This window comes from Novosphingobium sp. BF6 (genome assembly GCF_058273105.1).
Genome location: NZ_CM177775.1, coordinates 1,307,945 through 1,325,184, shown reverse-complemented (window position 1 = coordinate 1,325,184; position 17,240 = coordinate 1,307,945). Strand labels below are relative to the sequence as shown.

Genomic DNA, 17,240 nt, shown 5'->3' with positions numbered 1-17,240 from the left:
CACTATCTGCCATTTTTAGCTCCATCCATAGTCATTGATCAGCTTTTGTACTTTTCGCAGCAGCTTTTTCAGTTTGGTCGCCTCGGACTTCCTGCCCGCACTTTCAGCCTCAGCCACCCTGGCTTCAAGATCCTCACGCTGGCGTAAGGTCGACTCCCTGAGTTCGGCTGCCATTTCGGCCCAACGTTCAGGGCTGATGCCGCTCATGAAGTTGCATTCGACTGCGGGACTTCAATATCGACGAGATCCCATCCCAGCCCATCGCGCTGGAAGACAAGCGTCGGCACCTTCTCGCCTTCCTTCGCCTTCGGATGTGCGGTGAAACGGTCGAAGCCACGGCGTTCAATCGCCCAGTCGGTTTCTTCGCCTTTGGTCTGTTCCGCAGCAGACTTGTCGGGATTTTTCATCTTCCCGCTTTCGACCATCACCTTGATGCCGTCCGGTGAAATCATGCCGTCGATCATCGGGTCGATGATCGCGCCTGCGAACGCCATGCCCATGGCCGCGAAGGGATTGTCTTTTTCCTTGGCCATCTCGGCGACCATCATCGCCCGCATCTGACTTTTCATCGATTCACGGATCGCCGGGAAATCGACGCGATCGCGGAGCTCTTCCTTATCGCCAGCCAAGGCGGCATCTTTCAGGCCCTTCATGGCCAGCCCCGGTGACAGCCAGTACCAACCGCCACCAGCGAGAACGATCGCGGCAACGCCCGCGAGAACAAACCTTTTCATCTGAGCCCCCCGTTCAGAAATCCTGAACGGGGCTAAGCCGCCACCTATCTGCCTGTCTACACGAAATTTTTCGGCCCGAGGCGATTGCCTCTTTCCTACACGATTTGTCATCGCCAGTAGTAGAACGAATCAGGAACACGCAGAGGTGCAACAGAGTGAGTGGGGACGTGCTGCGACTGACGCCGGGCTGCGATTTTGGCTGCCCGATGTGCAGCGTAGGCTGCGCTACGGTCGTGGCGATTCGTGATCGTCTGTGGCGGCAGATCGAGGAGGAACGTCGCTTGCAAGCGACGAGGCCGCACCCGGATCGGGCAGATAGGGTCCGATCCCTGCAAAGCCAGATGGAAGCCATCGAGCGAGAATTTCAGCAGTCTCGTCCCTGGACGCCCCTTCAGGAACAAGAACGAGCAGCTTGGCGAACATCTCACGGAGCGCTGCTTCACTAGGCAGTGCAACCTGCATGGTAATGTATTGCACGCTCGGCCGCGCGGCCTCGACCGCCCGAGCCTCTGGCTCAGCCTCAACTTCATTGAGACCAGCCAGCTTCATAACTTCAGCGGGGTCGATGCCGTATTCGGCGAAAGCCGTCGCAATCCGCCTCGCCAAATCAAGCGGCAAATACGGCTTTTTGAAGAGGTTTGGGTTCTCGTAGAAGCCGTAGCTCGAATGGCCCATCCCAAGGATATCCGCCGCGCGACGGATCGATAGCTTCGGGCGCGACGATTCGCGCAGTGCTTTTAAAAGGATGGCTGCAGACGGCATTCCGCTGTCGTACAAAACTTTTAGACGCTTGATGCTCTAATTCCCTGTTGACATACGTCCTAATATTTTGGACACGCTTGTTCTATGGAACGGCTCACCTCAATCTTCGACCTATTCGGCGGCATCCGCCCGATGGCTCGCGCGCTTGGTGAAAGCCCAAGCAAAGTCATGGCATGGAAGCGCGCTGGCCACATTCCTGCTCAGAAGCAGGCCGAGGTTCTCGAAAAGGGCATCGCCCTTGGTGTGCCGCTCACCGCCGAACACGTGGTCTTCCCCCTTGGTCGTTCTGCCGATGATGTAGCGAACGCGACAGCAGACGTCGCTTGCGCTCGACAGGCTGAAACGCAACGCTCGGACGACGGGCAATGACCAAGACCCGCGCCCCGCTCAGCTTCTCGCTCGCGATCACCACCGTGGCTGGCGTCATCGGATGGCAGACCGCCGCCCGCATCACCCGCCGGTCCGTTCGCACCATTCGCCACTGGAGCGAAAGCGACAGACACGGCGCCCCGACCCTCGATCAGGCAATCGCATTGGACCGGGCCTATGTGGCCGCTGGCGGCGCGATGGCGCCGATCCTCGCGAGCTACATGCTGCAGATGGACGTTGCCGCTGTCGATCCTGTCGCCTGCCGCACAGCGCTTGCAGAGGACATCGCCCTTCTGTCGCGCGAAACCGGCGACGCCATCAGCCACTGTATCCAGGCGCTTCAGCCGGGTTCGACGCCCGCCGAAATCTACCGCGCCATTGCCGAAACCCAAGAAGCGGACGCGGTCATTCCGCGCCTTCTCGGTCGGCTGAAAGCACTTCTGCCCGGCAATGGCGCCGGGGCCGAAGCTAGGGGGCACATCTAGCAATGTCACGTCATGCGAAACTTCCACACGTCACCTGCCCGGCTTGCGGCGGTCGCGCATTCGCGCGGTCTACCGGCAAGTCGTGCGAGACATTCCGGGAGGTCTACTACGACTGCCGGAACCCGGACGTTTGCGGTCACCGGTTCGTCGTCGAGATGAAGGCGGTCCGCACTGTCCGCGCCAGCAGCTACCCGAACCCGCTGCACACCCTTCCGATGACGCAGTGGCGCCCGGCCGCCAACGACCGGGCCGACAACGACAACGGCCCTGCCCCTGCCCCGGATACCAGCGCCGCCGGCACCTGACCTGAAGGCCGCGCTGGCCTGACCTGACACTTCCGAATGCCTTCAACCCGGCTCGCTTCCGGGAACGCCCCCGCTTTGCCTTTTTCCCGCACTCCACCGGAGCCATCCCATGCTGCACATCCCGTCCAGCCAGTTCCGCACGGTTCACGTCTCCCGGCTTGTCCGGCCTGACGTGAAGCCTTCCACTCTCGCCGTCTGGTGCGATCTCTGGCGCACCGCGCCCCGCGAGGTCCGGAACGACTTTCTAATCCTCACCGCCGCCACGCCGGTCCTGCTCGCCGCCTTCACCGTCCTCTGGATCATGGTGCCAGCATGAGCGCACGGCCCCCGTTCTTCATCGGTCAGTCGGTGATCGTCTCGTCGGAGCGCTGGACGCCGAATGGCTGGGTGTCCGCCATCGAGACCGGCCTCGTCCTCACCCCCAGCGTCATGCGCCATCAGCGCCGGGGCTTCGTCGAAGTCTGGCGCGGCAGCGGCAGGCTTCCCGAAGTCGAAGTCTACCCGCGCGAAGCCGTGTCGCCCGCCTGATTCCTGCCGAAAGACCCGAATTTCCCATGCAAATGCGAGATGATATTCGCCGCGAGCTGATGCCGCTCCTGAAGACCGACTTCCAGTGGAAGAAGGACCAGGGCGAGTGGCTGCAAGGCGGCAAGTGCCCCGAATGCGACGGGCGCGAGGTCTACACCCGCTCCGAAAGCCCTTGGGTGCTCAAGTGCGGCCGGGCCAACCGCTGCGGGTGGGAATACTCTATCCGCGATCTCTATCCCGAGATTTTCGATACGTGGTCGAAGCGCTTCAAGAAGACGGCGCAGAACCCCAATGCGGCGGCTGACGCCTACCTCACCGATGCCCGCGGCCTCAACCTCATGGGCATGCGCGACGCCTACTCGCAGGAGTATTTCCGCGACGACACCCGCAACATCGGCTCGGCCACCGTTCGGTTCCCGCTGCCCGGCGGCAGCTGGTGGGAGCGCCTGATCGACCAGCCCGGCCGATTCGACCGCAAGGCACACTTCGCGCCGCGTAAGCCGTACAAGGGGCAGGCTTGGTCGCGGCCCGACGTTTCCATGGAGGACTTCGCCGACGCGCCCAGCATCTGGTTCGCCGAAGGTATCTTCAACGCATGGGCGCTGGAACAGGCGGGCCAGCGCGCCGGGTCCACCATGTCGAGCAACAACTACCCCGGCGAGTTTCTGAAGCAGCTGCGGACGCACATCGCTGCATCTGACAGGCCGCACCGCAGTCCGCGCATCGTGTTCGCCTTCGACGTCGGCCCAGCTGGCACCAAGGGCAACCGGGAGTATGTGAAGCTGGCCCGCAAGGATCGCTGGGACGCTTCCGCCGCGCTGCCCATGGGCGAGGACGAGACCGGCAAGGAATTCGACTGGAACGACCTGCTCCAGCTGGAGCGCCTGAGCGAGAAGCACCGCGCCGAATACCTCTGGCACGGGCAGGTCCTCCTCGCCGAGACGGCGCAGGAAAAAGCCTACCTGATCTGGGAAAAGCACCGCTGGAACAGCTTCCACTTCAACTTCGGCAACCGGACATACTGGTGTGCGATCGACGTCTCGATCGTGCAGGAGAAGATCGACGAGTACCGGCGTGGACGTACCCGTGAATTGAAGGAAATCGACAGCGAGGAAGAGGCCAAGATCCGCATGGAGGCCTCCCGCGAAGCGTTGGCCGTCGAGGAAATCGCCAATTGCGCCTTCCGCGTTCTCTACCGGCAGCGGGACGAGGCGACGGACGAGACCAAGTTCTTCCTGAACATCCGCTACCCCAGCGGCAAGCGTCCGGCAGTGAAGGGCGACTTCACCGCACCCCAGCTGCGCAAGGCCTCGAACTTCGAAGATCGCCTCTTCGCCTTCGGCGGCGTCTGGACCGGCAACGCCCAGCAGCTGACGCGCATGCTGCAGCACCAGACACCGGACCTCCCGGACGTGCGCCCGCTCGGCTTCACCGGCTACTGCCGGGAGGCGAAGGCATATGTCTTCGGACAGCTGGCCGTGTCGAACGGCCGCGTGTTCAAGCCGAACGACGACGACTTCTTCCAGATCGGCAAGCAGGCGCTGAAGCTGGGAACGTCCGAGCGCCTGCTCGATATCGACTACGACGCGGACAAACTCGACACCAGCTGGCTTGCCGACCTCTGGACGGCATACGGTGCCAAGGGCCTCGTCTGCCTGACCTTCTTCTTCGGCTCGCTCTTCGCCGAGCAGGTCCGCGCCGAGATGAAGAGCTTCCCGTTCCTCGAAATGCATGGCCTGCCCGGCACCGGCAAGACCACGCTGGTCGAGTTCCTCTGGAAGCTGCTGGGCCGCGAAAACTACGAAGGCTTCGACCCGGCCAAGGCCACGCCCGCCGCCATGGCGCGCAACCTCGGCAAGGTTGGCAACTTGCCCGTCGTTCTGATCGAGGGCGACCGCCGGGAAGAGGCCAGCCACGCCCGCAAGTTCGAGTGGGAAGAACTCAAGACCGCGTACAACGGGCGCACCGTCCGTTCGCGCGGCGTGAAAAACGGCGGCATGGAGACGTTCGAACCGCCCTTCCGGGGCGCGATCGTCATCGAGCAGAACGAGCCGGTCAATGCGAGCCGAGCGGTGCTCGAACGAATCATGTCGCTGGGCTTCGACATGGCGGGCTGGTCGGCGGACACTAAGGCCTCGGCCGAGCGGCTTGAGCAATGGCCGATCGAGAAGGTCTCTGGGTTCATTGTCCACGCTGCCAAGCGCGAGAATGAGATCATGGCCCGGTTCCGGCAGGCGTTCGCGCAGTACGAGGACGAACTGCTGGCCATGCCGGGCATCCGCACCAACCGTCTGGCGAAGACCCACGGCCAGTTGCTCGCGTTCCTCGACGCCATGCGCGCACTGCTGCCGCTCACCGATGACCAGCAGGCGGCAACGGCCAAGTTCATCGTCGAGATGGCCACCGACCGGCAGCTTGCCGTCAACAGCGAAGACCCGATCGTCAGCCTGTTCTGGGAGCGGTTCGACTACCTCGAAGAGAACGAGGATCCTGCCGCCCTTTCCGGCCACATCAACCACCATCGCCGCCATGCCGAGGGCATGATCGCGGTCCGCCTCAACGAGATGGAGGCCCGCTGCGCTGAAAAGCGCCTGGCGCTGCCCACCCATGCCGAACTGATCCGCGCGCTGAAAACCTCGAAGTCGCGCCGCTTCATCGAACAGACCGCCGTCAATTCCCGGAACGACGGCGTCCCCCCGGTCCGCTGCTGGGTCTTCCACGACCGCTCGCGCGCGACCGCCTCCAATTCCTGAAATCGAAAGGACGAACATGCATAGCGTTCCCTCCCTTCTGTCCATGATCGACGAACCCAAAGCCCCGACGCCGACGGTGATGCCATGGGACTATATCCGGATGCGCCGCGAGGCCGCTGGCCTGTCGATCGAGCAGGCCGCCCGGCCCTTTTGGCACCGCAAGGAGCACCGGGCCGACGTCGAGCGCAACATGCACCGGATCGAAACGGTCGGCTTCCGGGTGAAGCTCCTGTGGGACATGTCCCGCTCGTTCCGGCTCAACCTGACGGTCTACCGCCAGCTTTGCGACACCCCGCCCGACATGCACCCGCGCCTTTGCCTGGCATGCGGATGGGACGAGTGGTCCGCGCAACTCGATGCCGAAGGCTTCGACTGCACATGGTCCGACGCCGACCCGCAAATCTGCACCCGCTGCGAACAGCTGCGCCGACCCTTGTTCAAGCCGCGCCTGCCGAACTTCCACCCCACCAACACGCCCCACGGCGGCCACCAGATCGCCGCCTGAGCACCAAGGAGCATCTCATGTCCAGCAGCACAGCCGCAGACAGCCTGCGCAACCACATCGAAGCCATCGAGAAGATGGAAGAGGAAATTCGCGACATGCGTAGCGATGTCAGTGAACGATACAAATGGGCGAAGGCCGAGGGCTACGACGTCAAGTGCATGAAGCAGATCGTCGCGATCCGCCGAATGCGCCCCGACGACCGTCACGAGATGGAAAACATCGTCGATACCTACAAAGCTGCGCTGGGGATCGACTGACCGTGGTCGCTCGCAACCCGAACGCAGTCCACCCGATCGGCTGCACGTGCCGCGCCTGCGCGCCCGTCACGACCCGAAGGCGCCGCGCCAGCCTTGCGATCAAGGGTGCCTCTCGTGCCCTGTTTCTGATCGCCGCGCTGATCGCGATACCTTTCATCATTGTTCACGCGCTCTCCAGCGCGAAGGATGCCGCCAACAAGTGAACTTTTCTGAGGCCTTTGATGCGATTGCCATCGCCATTGCGCACTCTCTAGCGCGGCAGCACCATGCCGAATCAGTGGCTAATCGCACCAAGGAAGTTTCGAATGCGCACGGCGATCTACGCCCGTTTCAGCAGCCAGCTGCAAAAGGACTCCTCGATCGAGGATCAGGTCCGCGTTTGCACGGAGCGCGCTGAGCGGGAAGGATGGACGGTTACGGCCGTCTTTTCGGACTATGCGATGTCCGGCGCCGTGCGCGACCGCCCCGGTCTCAATTCCCTTATCGAGCATATCAAGGCCGGTGGCGCCGACCAGGTATTGGCCGAAGCCATCGACCGCCTTTCTCGTGACCAGGAGGATCTCGCTGGCATTCATAAGCGAGTTCGCTTCCTGGGCGCACGCATATTTACGCTATCGGAAGGCCCGATCGACGAACTGCAGATCGGCTTCAAGGGCACGATGGCCAGTCTGTTCCGAAAAGATCTGGCCGACAAGATCAAGCGCGGTCAGGGCGGACGGGTCGCCGCTGGGCGCACACCCGGCAATATCGTCTACGGCTATCGAAAGGTGCATCGCCTGGATTCTCGCGGCGAGGCCGAGCGCGGCCTGCGCGAGATCGATCCCGATCAGGCCGATATCGTTCGTCGCGTCTATGCCGAATACATCGCGGGCGAATCGCCGCTTGCGATCGCCCGGCGGCTCAACGCGGAAGGCATCCCCTCCCCTTCCGGCCGGACTTGGAACGTCAGCGCCATCAACGGCGACGCCGTGCGCGGCAACGGACTGCTCTGCAACGAAATCTATATCGGACAGCTCGTCTATAACCGGACGACGATGGTACGCGATCCGGACACGCGGAAGCGCGTGCCGCGCGTGAACCCGCCTGAGCAATGGCAGCGCCAAGCCGTGCCCGACCTCCGCATCATCGATGATGAAAGCTGGGACGCAGTTCGTCAGCGAAAGTCCCTGCGAGAGAACTGGGACTTCAACAAACAGCGGCGACCGAAGCGCCTGCTTTCCGGTCTCGTCAAATGCGGCCAGTGCGGCGGCGCCATAGTGGTGATCGGCAGCGAGAAGTGGGGCTGCGCCAATACACGCCGTGCCGGAACATGCACGAATCGCCGTACGATCGACAGCAATGTGCTGGAATCCCGTGTGCTTGGAGGCTTGCGGAAAGAGCTTCTCAGTCCCGAGCGCGTCAGCCTGGTCGTGAAGGCGTATAACCAGCATCGCGCACGACTTGACCGGGAAGCGTTCGAAGCCGCCGCGACCAACCGCAAGCGGATCGACGAACTGGAAAAGCAGATATCGAACCTCGTCAGCGCGATCGCCGCCGGTGCCGCCGACGTCCCTGAAATCGTGGCCGCGCTTCAGCGCGCCAAGGCTGAACGCGAGCAGCTGACCGAAGCGATCGGATCAGCGAGCGCCGCCCAAGTCATCAGCCTTCACCCTGCCATCGCCGAAGCATACCGCAACGCGGTCGAGGACATTACCCGGCACCTGAATGGCGAAGAGGAAAGCGCCCGAACGGCCCGGTCTGCACTGCGTACGCTGATAGACGCGGTCATCCTCACACCGAAGGAAAACGGCCGCGGATTGCACATCGATTTGGAAGGAAGGCTCGAAAACGTCGTGAGTCTCGCTACCGGCGAGGCCCCGATGGAGCGTGAAGGTATGTTGCAGGTGGTAGCGGAGGAGGGACTCGAACCCCCGACACGCGGATTATGATTCCGCTGCTCTAACCAGCTGAGCTACTCCGCCAAACCAAGGCCGCCGCGTGGGTGGCTCGATCCGGTGCCAGGCATCGCTGCCGGGCAGGTGGCGTCCTCTAGGGGCAAGGTTGGGATCGGTCAACACCCAAAAAAGCATTTTAGCCGCGAAAAGACAAAAGGCGGATCGGGCGCCATAATCCCGCCTCCCAGGCATAGAGGCCGAAGCCTCGGAAGCGAAACATACGCGGCACAAGGGCCGGGGCGAGTTGAGTCTGTAGCGCGCGGGCCGCGGTAGGTGGGACCTTGTTCTGGATCGTGATGTGAAGCCGCAGCGGCCGGCTGTCCTGATCGGTCAACAATCCGTGCATGCGCTCGGCAATTACCGCGTGGAGGTCCACCATCTCCGGCGATTCGACGGAAAGCGCCGTGCCGTTGTCCAGCTTCATCAGTCCGTCGATTCGCGCCCGCGGCGGCGGGGTGCGGGCCAGATCGGCGAGGACGTCCACGAGTTCGCCTTCCACCGCAGGCGGCAGTGCGTGGAACAGCGTGACATGGGCGCGCAGGCGATTGCGTTCGGGCGGGTAATGCGCCCGGCGCAGGCCATCCGCCCAACCGAGTACGTCGGGCGGCAGTTCGGCCGTGACCAGAAGCGGCGCGCCGGGCTTGCGCTCGGTCGCGAGAATTTCGCCTTCGCGGTTCATGTGCCTGCTCCTTTAGGCTCACCGCCCTCGCCCGAGCGGTCAATTGCCAGAACCCCGCCGCTCCGGCAAAGTGCCTGAAAAACCGTCCTGTGCGAAAGGAGCGGGCATGCGCAAGTTCTGGATCATCGCCGTTCTCATCCTGCTGTGGAACCTGCTTGGTGACGCCGCTTACCTGATGCAGGCCAGCGCCGATATCGACGAGATCGCCGCACGCGACCCGGTGCAGGCGCAAGCCTTTCGCGAGATGCCGGGATGGGCCTGGGGCGCCTATGCCGTGGCGGTGACCAGCGGCACGCTCGGCGCGATCCTGTTGCTGTTGAGGCGCGGCTGGGCATGGGCGCCGTTCGCGCTGTCCTTCGTCGCCGTGGTGATCCAGTTCGGCTGGAGCTTCCTAGGCTTCGACATGCTGGGCGCGAAAGGGCCTTCCTCGGCGCTGTTCCCACTGGCGATCGTGGGGATCGCGCTCGCCTCGACCATCTACGCGCAGCGCAAGCGGGCGGACGGGACGCTCAGGTAGCGAACGCCCCATTCCTCTTCAGATCTCGGCCTCTTCAGATCTCGCCGCGCGCGCGGCGGATCGCGAACCACTTCTTTACGTTGGCATTGTGCTGCGCCAGCGTGTCCGCGAAAGCGTGGCCGCCGGTGCCGTCCGCGACCATGTAGAGCGCGTCGGTCTTGGCCGGGTCGAGCACGGCGGCGATCGATTCGCGGCCGGGATTGGTGATCGGGTGCTTGGGCAGGCCGACCATCGTGTAGGTATTGTAGTCGTTCACCGCCCGGATTTCCGACTGGAGGATGCGGCGGCCCAGCGGCTTGCCCTTGGTGATCGGATAGATGATCGTCGGGTCGGCCTGGAGCAGCATGCCCTGCTTGAGGCGGTTCGAGTAGAGCCCGGCCACCATGCGGCGCTCGGAAGGCTTGCCGGTTTCCTTCTCGACGATCGAGGCGAGGATCAGTGCCTGCTCCGGCGTCTTGACGACGAGGTTCGGCGCGCGCTTGTCCCACAGTTCCTTGAGCGTGGCGGTCATCGCCGCCTGCATCCGGCGAAGCACCACCGCGCGCGGTTCGCCGTTCTCGAAGGCGTAGCTGTCGGGCAGGACGGTGCCCTCGCCCGGCATCGCGACATCGCCGCTCAGCTGGTCCTGCGCCTTGAGACGCTCATAGACCATGATCGAGGGCATGCCTTCCGGCACGGTGACAAAGCGGCGAATCACCTCGTCGCTGGAAAGGATCGCCAGCACGCGCGAGGGGCTGGCATGGGCGGGAATGGCGAATTCGCCCGCCTTGATCGCGCTGCCGCCGCCGAAGACGCGGGCGCGCAGGGCGAAGCCGCTGGCCGAGCGGATCACCCCCTTCTCCTCCAGCCGCTCCGCAACGGCGGCGAGACTCGCGCCGTTGGGAACAATGAAGTGCTGGTCCTTCGCCAGCGGGCCGGAACCGTACCAGCCGCCCACGAAGGACCACAAGGCGATCACCGCCGCCAGGCCGATGGCCGCGACGAGTATCCATTTGCGCCGCGACATCATCGCCCCGTATCCTTGTCGATCAGTCGATCTTGCGCATCACCAGGCTGGCGTTGGTACCGCCGAAGCCGAACGAGTTGTTCAGCACCGCGCGCACTTCGCGCTTCTTGGCGACATGCGGCACGAGATCGACGCCCTCGCAGCCCTCGTCCGGGTTGTCGAGGTTGAGGGTCGGCGGAACGATCTGATCGCGCATCGCCAGGATGCAGAAGATCGATTCGACCGCACCGGCGCCGCCGAGCAGGTGGCCGATGGCCGACTTGGTCGAGCTCATCGAAACGGTGCCGAGAGCATCGCCGAACAGTCGACGCACGGCGCCGAGTTCGATGGTATCGGCCATCGTCGAGGTGCCGTGGGCGTTGATGTAGTCGATGTCGGCAGGGGTCATGCCCGCCTTCTTCAGCGCCATCGCCATCGAGCGATAGGCGCCGTCGCCGTCCGGATGCGGAGCGGTGACGTGATAGGCATCGCCCGAGAGGCCGTAGCCGATCACTTCGCAGTAGATCTTCGCGCCGCGTGCCTTGGCGTGTTCGTACTCTTCGAGCACGAGAACGCCCGCGCCCTCGCCCATGACGAAACCGTCGCGGTCCTTGTCATAGGGACGGCTGGCCTGTTCGGGGCGGTCGTTGAAGCTGGTGTTGAGCGCACGGGCCTGCGCGAAGCCGGCAATGCCGATCGGGCAGATGGTCGATTCGGCGCCGCCCGCCAGCATGATGTCGGCATCGCCATCCTTGATCATGCGCGCAGCGTCGCCGATCGAGTGGGCGCCGGTCGAGCAGGCGGTGACGACCGCGTGGTTCGGACCCTTGAGGCCGTACTTGATCGAGACCTGGCCCGAGATCAGGTTGATGAGGCGGCCATGGACGAAGTGCGGCGAGACGCGGCCCGGACCCTTCTGGTCCAGCACCAGCGATTCGCTCTCGATGCCCGGCAGACCGCCGATGCCCGAACCGATCGAGCAGCCGGCCATGAGCTTGTCTTCCTCGCTCATGTCGGTGAGACCCGCATCTTCGAGGGCCTGGCCTGCGGCATCGATGCCGAAGACGATGAAGGGATCGACCTGGCGCTGAATCTTGTGATCGACACGCTTGCCGGCGTCGAAGCCATATTCGTGGTCGGCCGGCTTCACTTCGCAGGCGATCGTGCACTTCTGGTCCGAGACGTCGAACTTGGTGATCGGGCCCGCCCCGCTCTTGCTGGCAAGGATGTTGGCCCAGGTGGTCTCGACGTCAGCACCCAGGGGGGTGACAAGACCAAGTCCGGTGACGACAACACGACGCATTCATGCTCTCCGAAAAAGCAATTTGGCCGAAAATGCGAACGGCGCAAACCGACACGCAGAAACGGCAACAGGCCCGCCCCCTTAGAGGTCGAGCCTGTCGAGTTCAATCCGGTTATGAACCGGGATCACAGCCGCCCGCGATCCGGCACGGGGCCGGAAGTCGCGAGAAAGGCCGAAAAGCCGGGCTCAGCCCTTGTTCTCTTCGATGTACTTGATCGCATCCGAGACGGTGCTGATCTTCTCGGCAGCGTCGTCAGGGATTTCGACGCCGAATTCTTCTTCGAACGCCATGACCAGCTCGACGATGTCGAGCGAGTCAGCGCCCAGATCGTCGATGAAGCTTGCTTCTTCCGTCACCTTGTCGGCTTCGACGCCCAGGTGTTCGACGACGATCTTCTTAACCCGATCGGCGGTATCGCTCATTGTAAACCCCTTCAAAAATTCGCGAGGTGTGGAATCTCGCCTGCCGCCCTAAAGACTGGGCAGCGCGCTGGCAAGCCTCGCACACAAGATAGGATCGCGACGCCGAAGCGCCATATCCCGATTTACCCACGCCCCGGCCATGTTTCCGAATTATTTCCGGACCACCGCCGAGGCTGGCGTGAGAAGACAGTCCCGGCGGAATAACGGTTCCGCCGGAGACTGCAACGATGTTTTAGGCCTTCTGCGGTTCCACCACACGCATGTGCAGTTCGCGCAGCTGCCTGGACTCGGCCGGGCTAGGCGCGCCCATCAGCAGGTCCTCGGCGCGCTGGTTCATCGGGAACAGCGTGATTTCGCGCAGGTTCTGCGCGCCGCAAAGCAGCATGACGATGCGGTCGACACCGGCCGCCATGCCGCCGTGCGGCGGGGCGCCGTACTGGAAGGCGCGGTAGAGGCCGCCGAAGCGGTCTTCCACGTCCTGCTGCGTCAGGCCGGTCATCTCGAAGGCCTTGACCATCAGTTCCGGCGACTGGTTGCGGATCGAACCCGAGGCGATTTCATAGCCGTTGCAGACGAGGTCGTACTGGAACGCCTTGATCGTCAGCGGGTCCTGCCCTTCCAGCGCTTCCATGCCGCCCTGCGGCATCGAGAACGGGTTGTGCGCGAAGTCGACCTTCTTGTTGTCCTCGTCCCATTCATAGAACGGGAAGTCGACGATCCAGCACAGCTCGAAGCGGTCCCTGTCGATCAGGTCGAGCTGTTCGCCGGTGCGGATACGGGCGAGACCGGCAAGCTTGGCAGCCTGCTCTTCCTTGCCCGCGGCGAAGAACACGCCGTCGTTCGGGCCGAGACCCAGCGCTTCGATCAGCGCGGCGGTCTTTTCCTCGCCGTGGTTCTTGGCGATCGGGCCGCCGGGGACGCCGTCCTTGATGTTGATGTAACCGAGGCCCGAATAGCCCTCGCCGCGCGCCCAGACGTTCATGTCGTCGAAGAACTTGCGGCTGCCAGCGCCAGCGCCCGGCGCCGGGATCGCGCGGATCGTGCCGCCATTGGCGACGATGCCCGCGAAGATGCCGAAGCCCGATTCGACGAAGTGCTCGGTCACGTCCTTGATGATCAGCGGATTGCGCAGGTCCGGCTTGTCCGAACCGTAGTCCAGCATCGCCTGGGCGTGCGGAATGCGGCGGAATTCACCAGCGGGCGTTACCGGCTTGCCTTCGGCGAAGTCGGCGAAGACGCTCTGGAGCACCGGCTCCATCGTTTCCCAGATCTCTTCCTGGGTTACGAAGCTCATTTCGAGGTCGAGCTGGTAGAACTCGCCCGGCAGACGGTCCGCGCGCGGATCCTCGTCGCGGAAGCAGGGGGCGATCTGGAAGTAGCGGTCGAAACCGGCGACCATCAGCAGCTGCTTGTACTGCTGCGGCGCCTGCGGCAGCGCGTAGAACTTGCCGGGGTGGATCCGGCTCGGCACCAGGAAGTCGCGCGCGCCTTCGGGGCTGGAAGCGGTCAGGATCGGCGTCGAATATTCGGTGAAGCCGATGCCTTCCATCTTGCGTCGCATGTCGGAGATGATCTTCGTGCGCTTGACGATGTTGGCGTGCAGCGTGTCGCGGCGCAGGTCGAGGAAGCGATAACGCAGGCGGATATCCTCGGGATATTCCTGCTCGCCGGCCACCGGCATCGGCAGCTCCTCGGCGCGGCTGATCACCGTGGCGGAACGGGCATAGACCTCGATCTCACCGGTCGCGAGGTTGGCGTTCACCGTGGATTCGGTGCGGGCCTTCACCGTGCCCTCGATCGTCACGACCGATTCGACGCGCAGCGAATCAAGCAGTTCCAGCGCCGCACTGTCGGTATCGGCGACGACCTGGGTCATGCCGTAGTGGTCGCGCAGGTCGACGAAGAGAACGCCGCCGTGATCGCGCTTGCGATGCACCCAGCCCGAGAGGCGGACGGTCTGGCCGACCTCGGCAGCGGTCAGGGCGCCGCAGGTGTGGGAGCGATAGGGATGAGTCATGGCGGGCTCGGGCTTCTTCTCGGCTGAATGGAATTGCAAGCCGTGCCCCCTAGTCGAGTGGCGCGGCGATTTCCAGTTTCGAATCGGGGATCGCCCCAAGCCCGCGTCGATAACCCGAAATAAACCATTGCAGGCTTATGCCCTGCGGCAAAACGGGTTTCGCCAATGGATCACATGGACAATGCGCAGATTTCGGAAGCCGCCGAGGAAACAGCTCGGGCGGGCGATTCTTCTGGAAACCGCCCCCGTGCGGCCGACGAAGGCCCCGAAGCCTGGCATCTGCCGCCACCGGGACTCCACACGACCGGCACCCAGCTGCGCCGCCGCCTGGTGACGCAGGAAAGCATCGCCGAATTGGCAGCGGAGGCCACACCGAGCCTCCTGAACCGGGTCTTCGGCGGCCTGTTGCGCAAAAAATAGGCAAATTCGGCATTTGTCGGAGAATATGACGGACCGGAAACATTGATCCCCCGCCCGGTTCGCGTTACCGCGACGGTCGAAATGAAAATCCACCCGCTGATAACGAAGACCGAAGACCTCGCCGCGCTGTGCGAACGCCTTGCGAAATCCGATTTCGTGGCGGTCGACACCGAGTTCATGCGCGAGAACACCTATTGGCCGGAACTCTGCCTCGTGCAGATCGCCAATACCGAGGAAGCGGCCGCCATCGACCCTCTCGCACAGGGGCTCGACATGACGCCCCTGCTCGACCTGCTCACCGCCAACGAGGAGGTCCTCAAGGTCTTCCACGCGGGCGGTCAGGACGTGGAGATCATCTTCAACCTCACCGGCCGCACACCGCACCCGATCTTCGATACCCAGATCGCGATGATGGCGATCAGCCAGTCCGAACAGATCGGCTATTCCAACCTCGTCGAATCGTGGATGGGCCTCACCATCGACAAGGGCGCCCGCTTCACCGACTGGTCGCGCCGCCCGCTGACCGAGCGGCAGATCGAATATGCCATCGGCGACGTCACCCACCTCTCCAAGATCTTCCCCAAGATGCTCAAGCGCCTGATCAAGACCGGGCGCGGCGAATGGCTCGACCAGGAAATGGAAAAGCTCGCCGATCCCGAGCACTACCGCAACGATCCCGCCCAGGCCTGGAAGCGGATCAAGGCGGCGGGCCGCAATCACGCCATGCTCGGCCGCCTCAAGGCGATCGCCGAATGGCGCGAGATCGAGGCCCAGGGCAAGAACATCCCGCGCGGCCGCATCGCCCGCGACGAAACGCTGGCCGATATCGCCAGCCACCCGCCCAAGCAGCAGGCCGACCTCGCCAAGGTCCGCGGCCTCTCGCAAGGCTGGAAGGACAACGACATCGGCAAGCGCCTGATGAACACCATCGCCAAGGCCGAGCCGCTGACCGACGACGAACTCCCGCCTCGCACGCCCAAGGGCGCGCCGCTGGGCAAGGAAGGCTCGCTCGTCGCCGACCTGCTCAAGCTACTGCTCAAGATCCGCGCGCGCGAGATCGACGTGGCCGCCCGCCTGCTCGCCCGCAGCGAGGACCTCGAACTGCTGGCCGCCGGCGTACGCAAGAAGCTGCCGATCCTCGAAGGCTGGCGCTATGAGGTCTTCGGTCGCGACGCCCTCGCCCTCGTCGAAGGCAAGCTCGCCTTCGCGGTGGAGAACGGCAAGCTCAAGATGACCCGCGTCGAGGAAGACGCCGCAACCGAAGACACGGCAGCGCCGGACGCAGCCCCGGACGAGGCCCTGGGGGACGAGTGACCGTCTACCAGCCCACGCTCAAGCAGCTTCAGTACCTCGTCGCCCTGCACGAACACGGGCATTTCGGCCGTGCCGCCGATGCCTGCTTCGTGTCGCAGTCCACGCTTTCGGCAGGCCTGCGCGATCTGGAGGCCCTGCTCGGCGTCACGCTGGTCGAGCGCACCAAGCGCGCAGTGCGCTTCACGCCGCTGGGCAACGCCGTCGTCGCCAAGGCCCACCGCATCCTGCGCGAGACCGAGGAACTCTCAGACCTCGTGCAGTCCAGCGGCAAGCCGCTCTCGGGCGAAGTGCGCATGAGCGTGATCCCGACGATCGCGCCGTTCCTGCTGCCCCGAATGCTCCCGCGCCTGCGCCGCGAGCGCCCGAACCTCAAGCTGTTCCTGCGCGAAGAACCGAGCCAGGCCGCGATCGAATCGCTGCACCACGGCCGCGCCGACTGCGTGCTGCTTGCCCTGCCCTACGCCACCGGCGAAGTGGACAAGGAGACGATCGAACTCGACGCCTTCTTCGTCGCCTTCCCCAGCGACGATCCGCGCAATCCGCCCGCCGAAGTCGGCCCGGAAGTGATCGACGAGCACCGCCTCCTCCTGCTGGAAGACGGGCACTGCCTGAAGGACCACGCGCTGGCGGCCTGCAACCGCCCGGAACTGCGTGCCTCGGCAACGATGATCGGCACCTCGCTGCATACTCTGGTGCAAATGGTGGACAACGGGCTGGGCCTGACGATGCTGCCGGAAATGGCGATCGACGCAGGCATCCTCAACGGCACCAATGTCGTCGCCCGGCCGCTGCTCTCGCCCAATGCCAATCGCGAGATCGCTCTGGTTTGGCGCAAGAACTCGCCCCGTGCGGAGGAGTTTCGGCTGCTCGCGGATGAGCTTCGGGCTGGGTAGTTTTCAAGAAAAGTAGAAGCAGGGGAGCATAGCCCCCCTGCACCCCCATTACTGTCG

General features: G+C 63.9%; 22 protein-coding genes and 1 tRNA gene. 14 read left to right on the top strand and 9 right to left on the bottom strand.

Annotated features, from left to right (window positions below; genetic code table 11):
- Positions 1–15 precede the first annotated feature (15 nt).
- The 3 genes from AC4D6D_RS06610 to AC4D6D_RS06600 form a co-directional block, all read right to left on the bottom strand.
- A complete protein-coding gene (locus tag AC4D6D_RS06610) occupies positions 16–207 on the bottom strand; it encodes a hypothetical protein (RefSeq protein WP_491326978.1) in 192 nt (63 codons plus the stop codon).
- Positions 204–734 (bottom strand): DUF2939 domain-containing protein, encoded by a 531-nt coding sequence (locus AC4D6D_RS06605; protein ID WP_491326977.1) that lies wholly within the window; start codon positions 732–734, stop codon positions 204–206. Before AC4D6D_RS06605 ends, AC4D6D_RS06610 begins: the two co-directional genes overlap by 4 nt.
- A 225-nt stretch (positions 735–959) precedes the next feature.
- Positions 960–1,496 (bottom strand): XRE family transcriptional regulator, encoded by a 537-nt coding sequence (locus AC4D6D_RS06600; protein WP_491326976.1) that lies wholly within the window; start codon positions 1,494–1,496, stop codon positions 960–962.
- 84 nt (positions 1,497–1,580) lie between these two features.
- Between AC4D6D_RS06600 and AC4D6D_RS06595 the strand changes: the two genes are divergently transcribed.
- From AC4D6D_RS06595 to AC4D6D_RS06550, 10 genes are all read left to right on the top strand, one after another.
- On the top strand, positions 1,581–1,865 hold the full coding sequence (locus AC4D6D_RS06595) for a carph-isopro domain-containing protein (RefSeq protein WP_491326975.1): 285 nt from the start codon (positions 1,581–1,583) through the stop codon (positions 1,863–1,865).
- Positions 1,862–2,350 carry a hypothetical protein gene (locus tag AC4D6D_RS06590; RefSeq protein WP_491326974.1) on the top strand — a complete coding sequence of 163 codons (489 nt, stop codon included), beginning with the start codon at positions 1,862–1,864 and terminating at the stop codon, positions 2,348–2,350. The genes AC4D6D_RS06595 and AC4D6D_RS06590 overlap by 4 nt, the downstream gene beginning before the upstream one ends.
- A gap of 2 nt (positions 2,351–2,352) precedes the next feature.
- Positions 2,353–2,655: an ogr/Delta-like zinc finger family protein gene (locus AC4D6D_RS06585; protein ID WP_491326973.1), complete on the top strand. Its 303-nt coding sequence runs from the start codon at positions 2,353–2,355 to the stop codon at positions 2,653–2,655.
- A 109-nt stretch (positions 2,656–2,764) separates the two neighbouring features.
- Positions 2,765–2,971, top strand: coding sequence for a hypothetical protein (locus AC4D6D_RS06580; RefSeq protein WP_491326972.1), 207 nt, complete (start codon positions 2,765–2,767; stop codon positions 2,969–2,971).
- Entirely contained in the window at positions 2,968–3,183 is a 216-nt protein-coding gene (locus AC4D6D_RS06575; protein ID WP_491326971.1) for a hypothetical protein, read from the top strand. The genes AC4D6D_RS06580 and AC4D6D_RS06575 overlap by 4 nt, the downstream gene beginning before the upstream one ends.
- A 32-nt stretch (positions 3,184–3,215) precedes the next feature.
- Complete coding sequence (locus AC4D6D_RS06570) at positions 3,216–5,936, top strand: toprim domain-containing protein (RefSeq protein ID WP_491326970.1); 2,721 nt, start codon at positions 3,216–3,218, stop codon at positions 5,934–5,936.
- 43 nt (positions 5,937–5,979) lie between these two features.
- Positions 5,980–6,441, top strand: a complete 462-nt coding sequence (locus tag AC4D6D_RS06565) for a hypothetical protein (RefSeq protein ID WP_491326969.1) — start codon at positions 5,980–5,982, stop codon at positions 6,439–6,441.
- 17 nt (positions 6,442–6,458) lie between these two features.
- Positions 6,459–6,698 carry a DUF2312 domain-containing protein gene (locus AC4D6D_RS06560; RefSeq protein WP_021235545.1) on the top strand — a complete coding sequence of 80 codons (240 nt, stop codon included), beginning with the start codon at positions 6,459–6,461 and terminating at the stop codon, positions 6,696–6,698.
- A gap of 2 nt (positions 6,699–6,700) precedes the next feature.
- Entirely contained in the window at positions 6,701–6,901 is a 201-nt protein-coding gene (locus tag AC4D6D_RS06555) for a hypothetical protein (protein WP_491326968.1), read from the top strand.
- Positions 6,902–6,964: 63 nt separating this feature from the next.
- Positions 6,965–8,626, top strand: coding sequence for a recombinase family protein (locus AC4D6D_RS06550; RefSeq protein WP_491327215.1), 1,662 nt, complete (start codon positions 6,965–6,967; stop codon positions 8,624–8,626).
- Here AC4D6D_RS06550 and AC4D6D_RS06545 read toward each other — a convergent pair.
- Both AC4D6D_RS06545 and AC4D6D_RS06540 read right to left on the bottom strand, forming a co-directional pair.
- A tRNA-Met gene (locus AC4D6D_RS06545) sits at positions 8,583–8,659 on the bottom strand. The two genes, AC4D6D_RS06550 and AC4D6D_RS06545, sit on opposite strands and share 44 nt — an antisense overlap.
- 109 nt (positions 8,660–8,768) lie before the next feature.
- Positions 8,769–9,311 carry a 2'-5' RNA ligase family protein gene (locus tag AC4D6D_RS06540; protein ID WP_491326967.1) on the bottom strand — a complete coding sequence of 181 codons (543 nt, stop codon included), beginning with the start codon at positions 9,309–9,311 and terminating at the stop codon, positions 8,769–8,771.
- Between the two features lie 106 nt (positions 9,312–9,417).
- Between AC4D6D_RS06540 and AC4D6D_RS06535 the strand changes: the two genes are divergently transcribed.
- Positions 9,418–9,828 carry a sugar transporter gene (locus tag AC4D6D_RS06535; RefSeq protein WP_491326966.1) on the top strand — a complete coding sequence of 137 codons (411 nt, stop codon included), beginning with the start codon at positions 9,418–9,420 and terminating at the stop codon, positions 9,826–9,828.
- Between the two features lie 34 nt (positions 9,829–9,862).
- On the opposite strand, the gene mltG is transcribed toward AC4D6D_RS06535, so the two are convergent.
- The 4 genes from mltG to aspS form a co-directional block, all read right to left on the bottom strand.
- Positions 9,863–10,837, bottom strand: coding sequence for an endolytic transglycosylase MltG (gene mltG / locus AC4D6D_RS06530; RefSeq protein ID WP_491326965.1), 975 nt, complete (start codon positions 10,835–10,837; stop codon positions 9,863–9,865).
- Between the two features lie 19 nt (positions 10,838–10,856).
- The gene (fabF, locus tag AC4D6D_RS06525; RefSeq protein WP_147219376.1) at positions 10,857–12,116 is read right to left on the bottom strand and encodes a beta-ketoacyl-ACP synthase II; all 1,260 of its coding nucleotides are present in this window, start codon (positions 12,114–12,116) and stop codon (positions 10,857–10,859) included.
- 186 nt (positions 12,117–12,302) lie between these two features.
- A complete protein-coding gene (locus AC4D6D_RS06520) occupies positions 12,303–12,539 on the bottom strand; it encodes an acyl carrier protein (protein ID WP_007013838.1) in 237 nt (78 codons plus the stop codon).
- Between the two features lie 232 nt (positions 12,540–12,771).
- Complete coding sequence (aspS, locus tag AC4D6D_RS06515) at positions 12,772–14,556, bottom strand: aspartate--tRNA ligase (RefSeq protein ID WP_491327214.1); 1,785 nt, start codon at positions 14,554–14,556, stop codon at positions 12,772–12,774.
- Positions 14,557–14,721: 165 nt separating this feature from the next.
- Here aspS and AC4D6D_RS06510 point away from each other — a divergent pair, with 165 nt between their 5' ends.
- The 3 genes from AC4D6D_RS06510 to AC4D6D_RS06500 all read left to right on the top strand — a co-directional run bounded on the left by AC4D6D_RS06510 (position 14,722) and on the right by AC4D6D_RS06500 (position 17,183).
- Entirely contained in the window at positions 14,722–14,976 is a 255-nt protein-coding gene (locus AC4D6D_RS06510; protein ID WP_491326964.1) for a hypothetical protein, read from the top strand.
- Between the two features lie 81 nt (positions 14,977–15,057).
- Entirely contained in the window at positions 15,058–16,290 is a 1,233-nt protein-coding gene (gene rnd, locus AC4D6D_RS06505) for a ribonuclease D (protein WP_491326963.1), read from the top strand.
- The gene (locus tag AC4D6D_RS06500; RefSeq protein WP_334183634.1) at positions 16,287–17,183 is read left to right on the top strand and encodes a hydrogen peroxide-inducible genes activator; all 897 of its coding nucleotides are present in this window, start codon (positions 16,287–16,289) and stop codon (positions 17,181–17,183) included. Before rnd ends, AC4D6D_RS06500 begins: the two co-directional genes overlap by 4 nt.
- Positions 17,184–17,240: the final 57 nt, after the last annotated feature.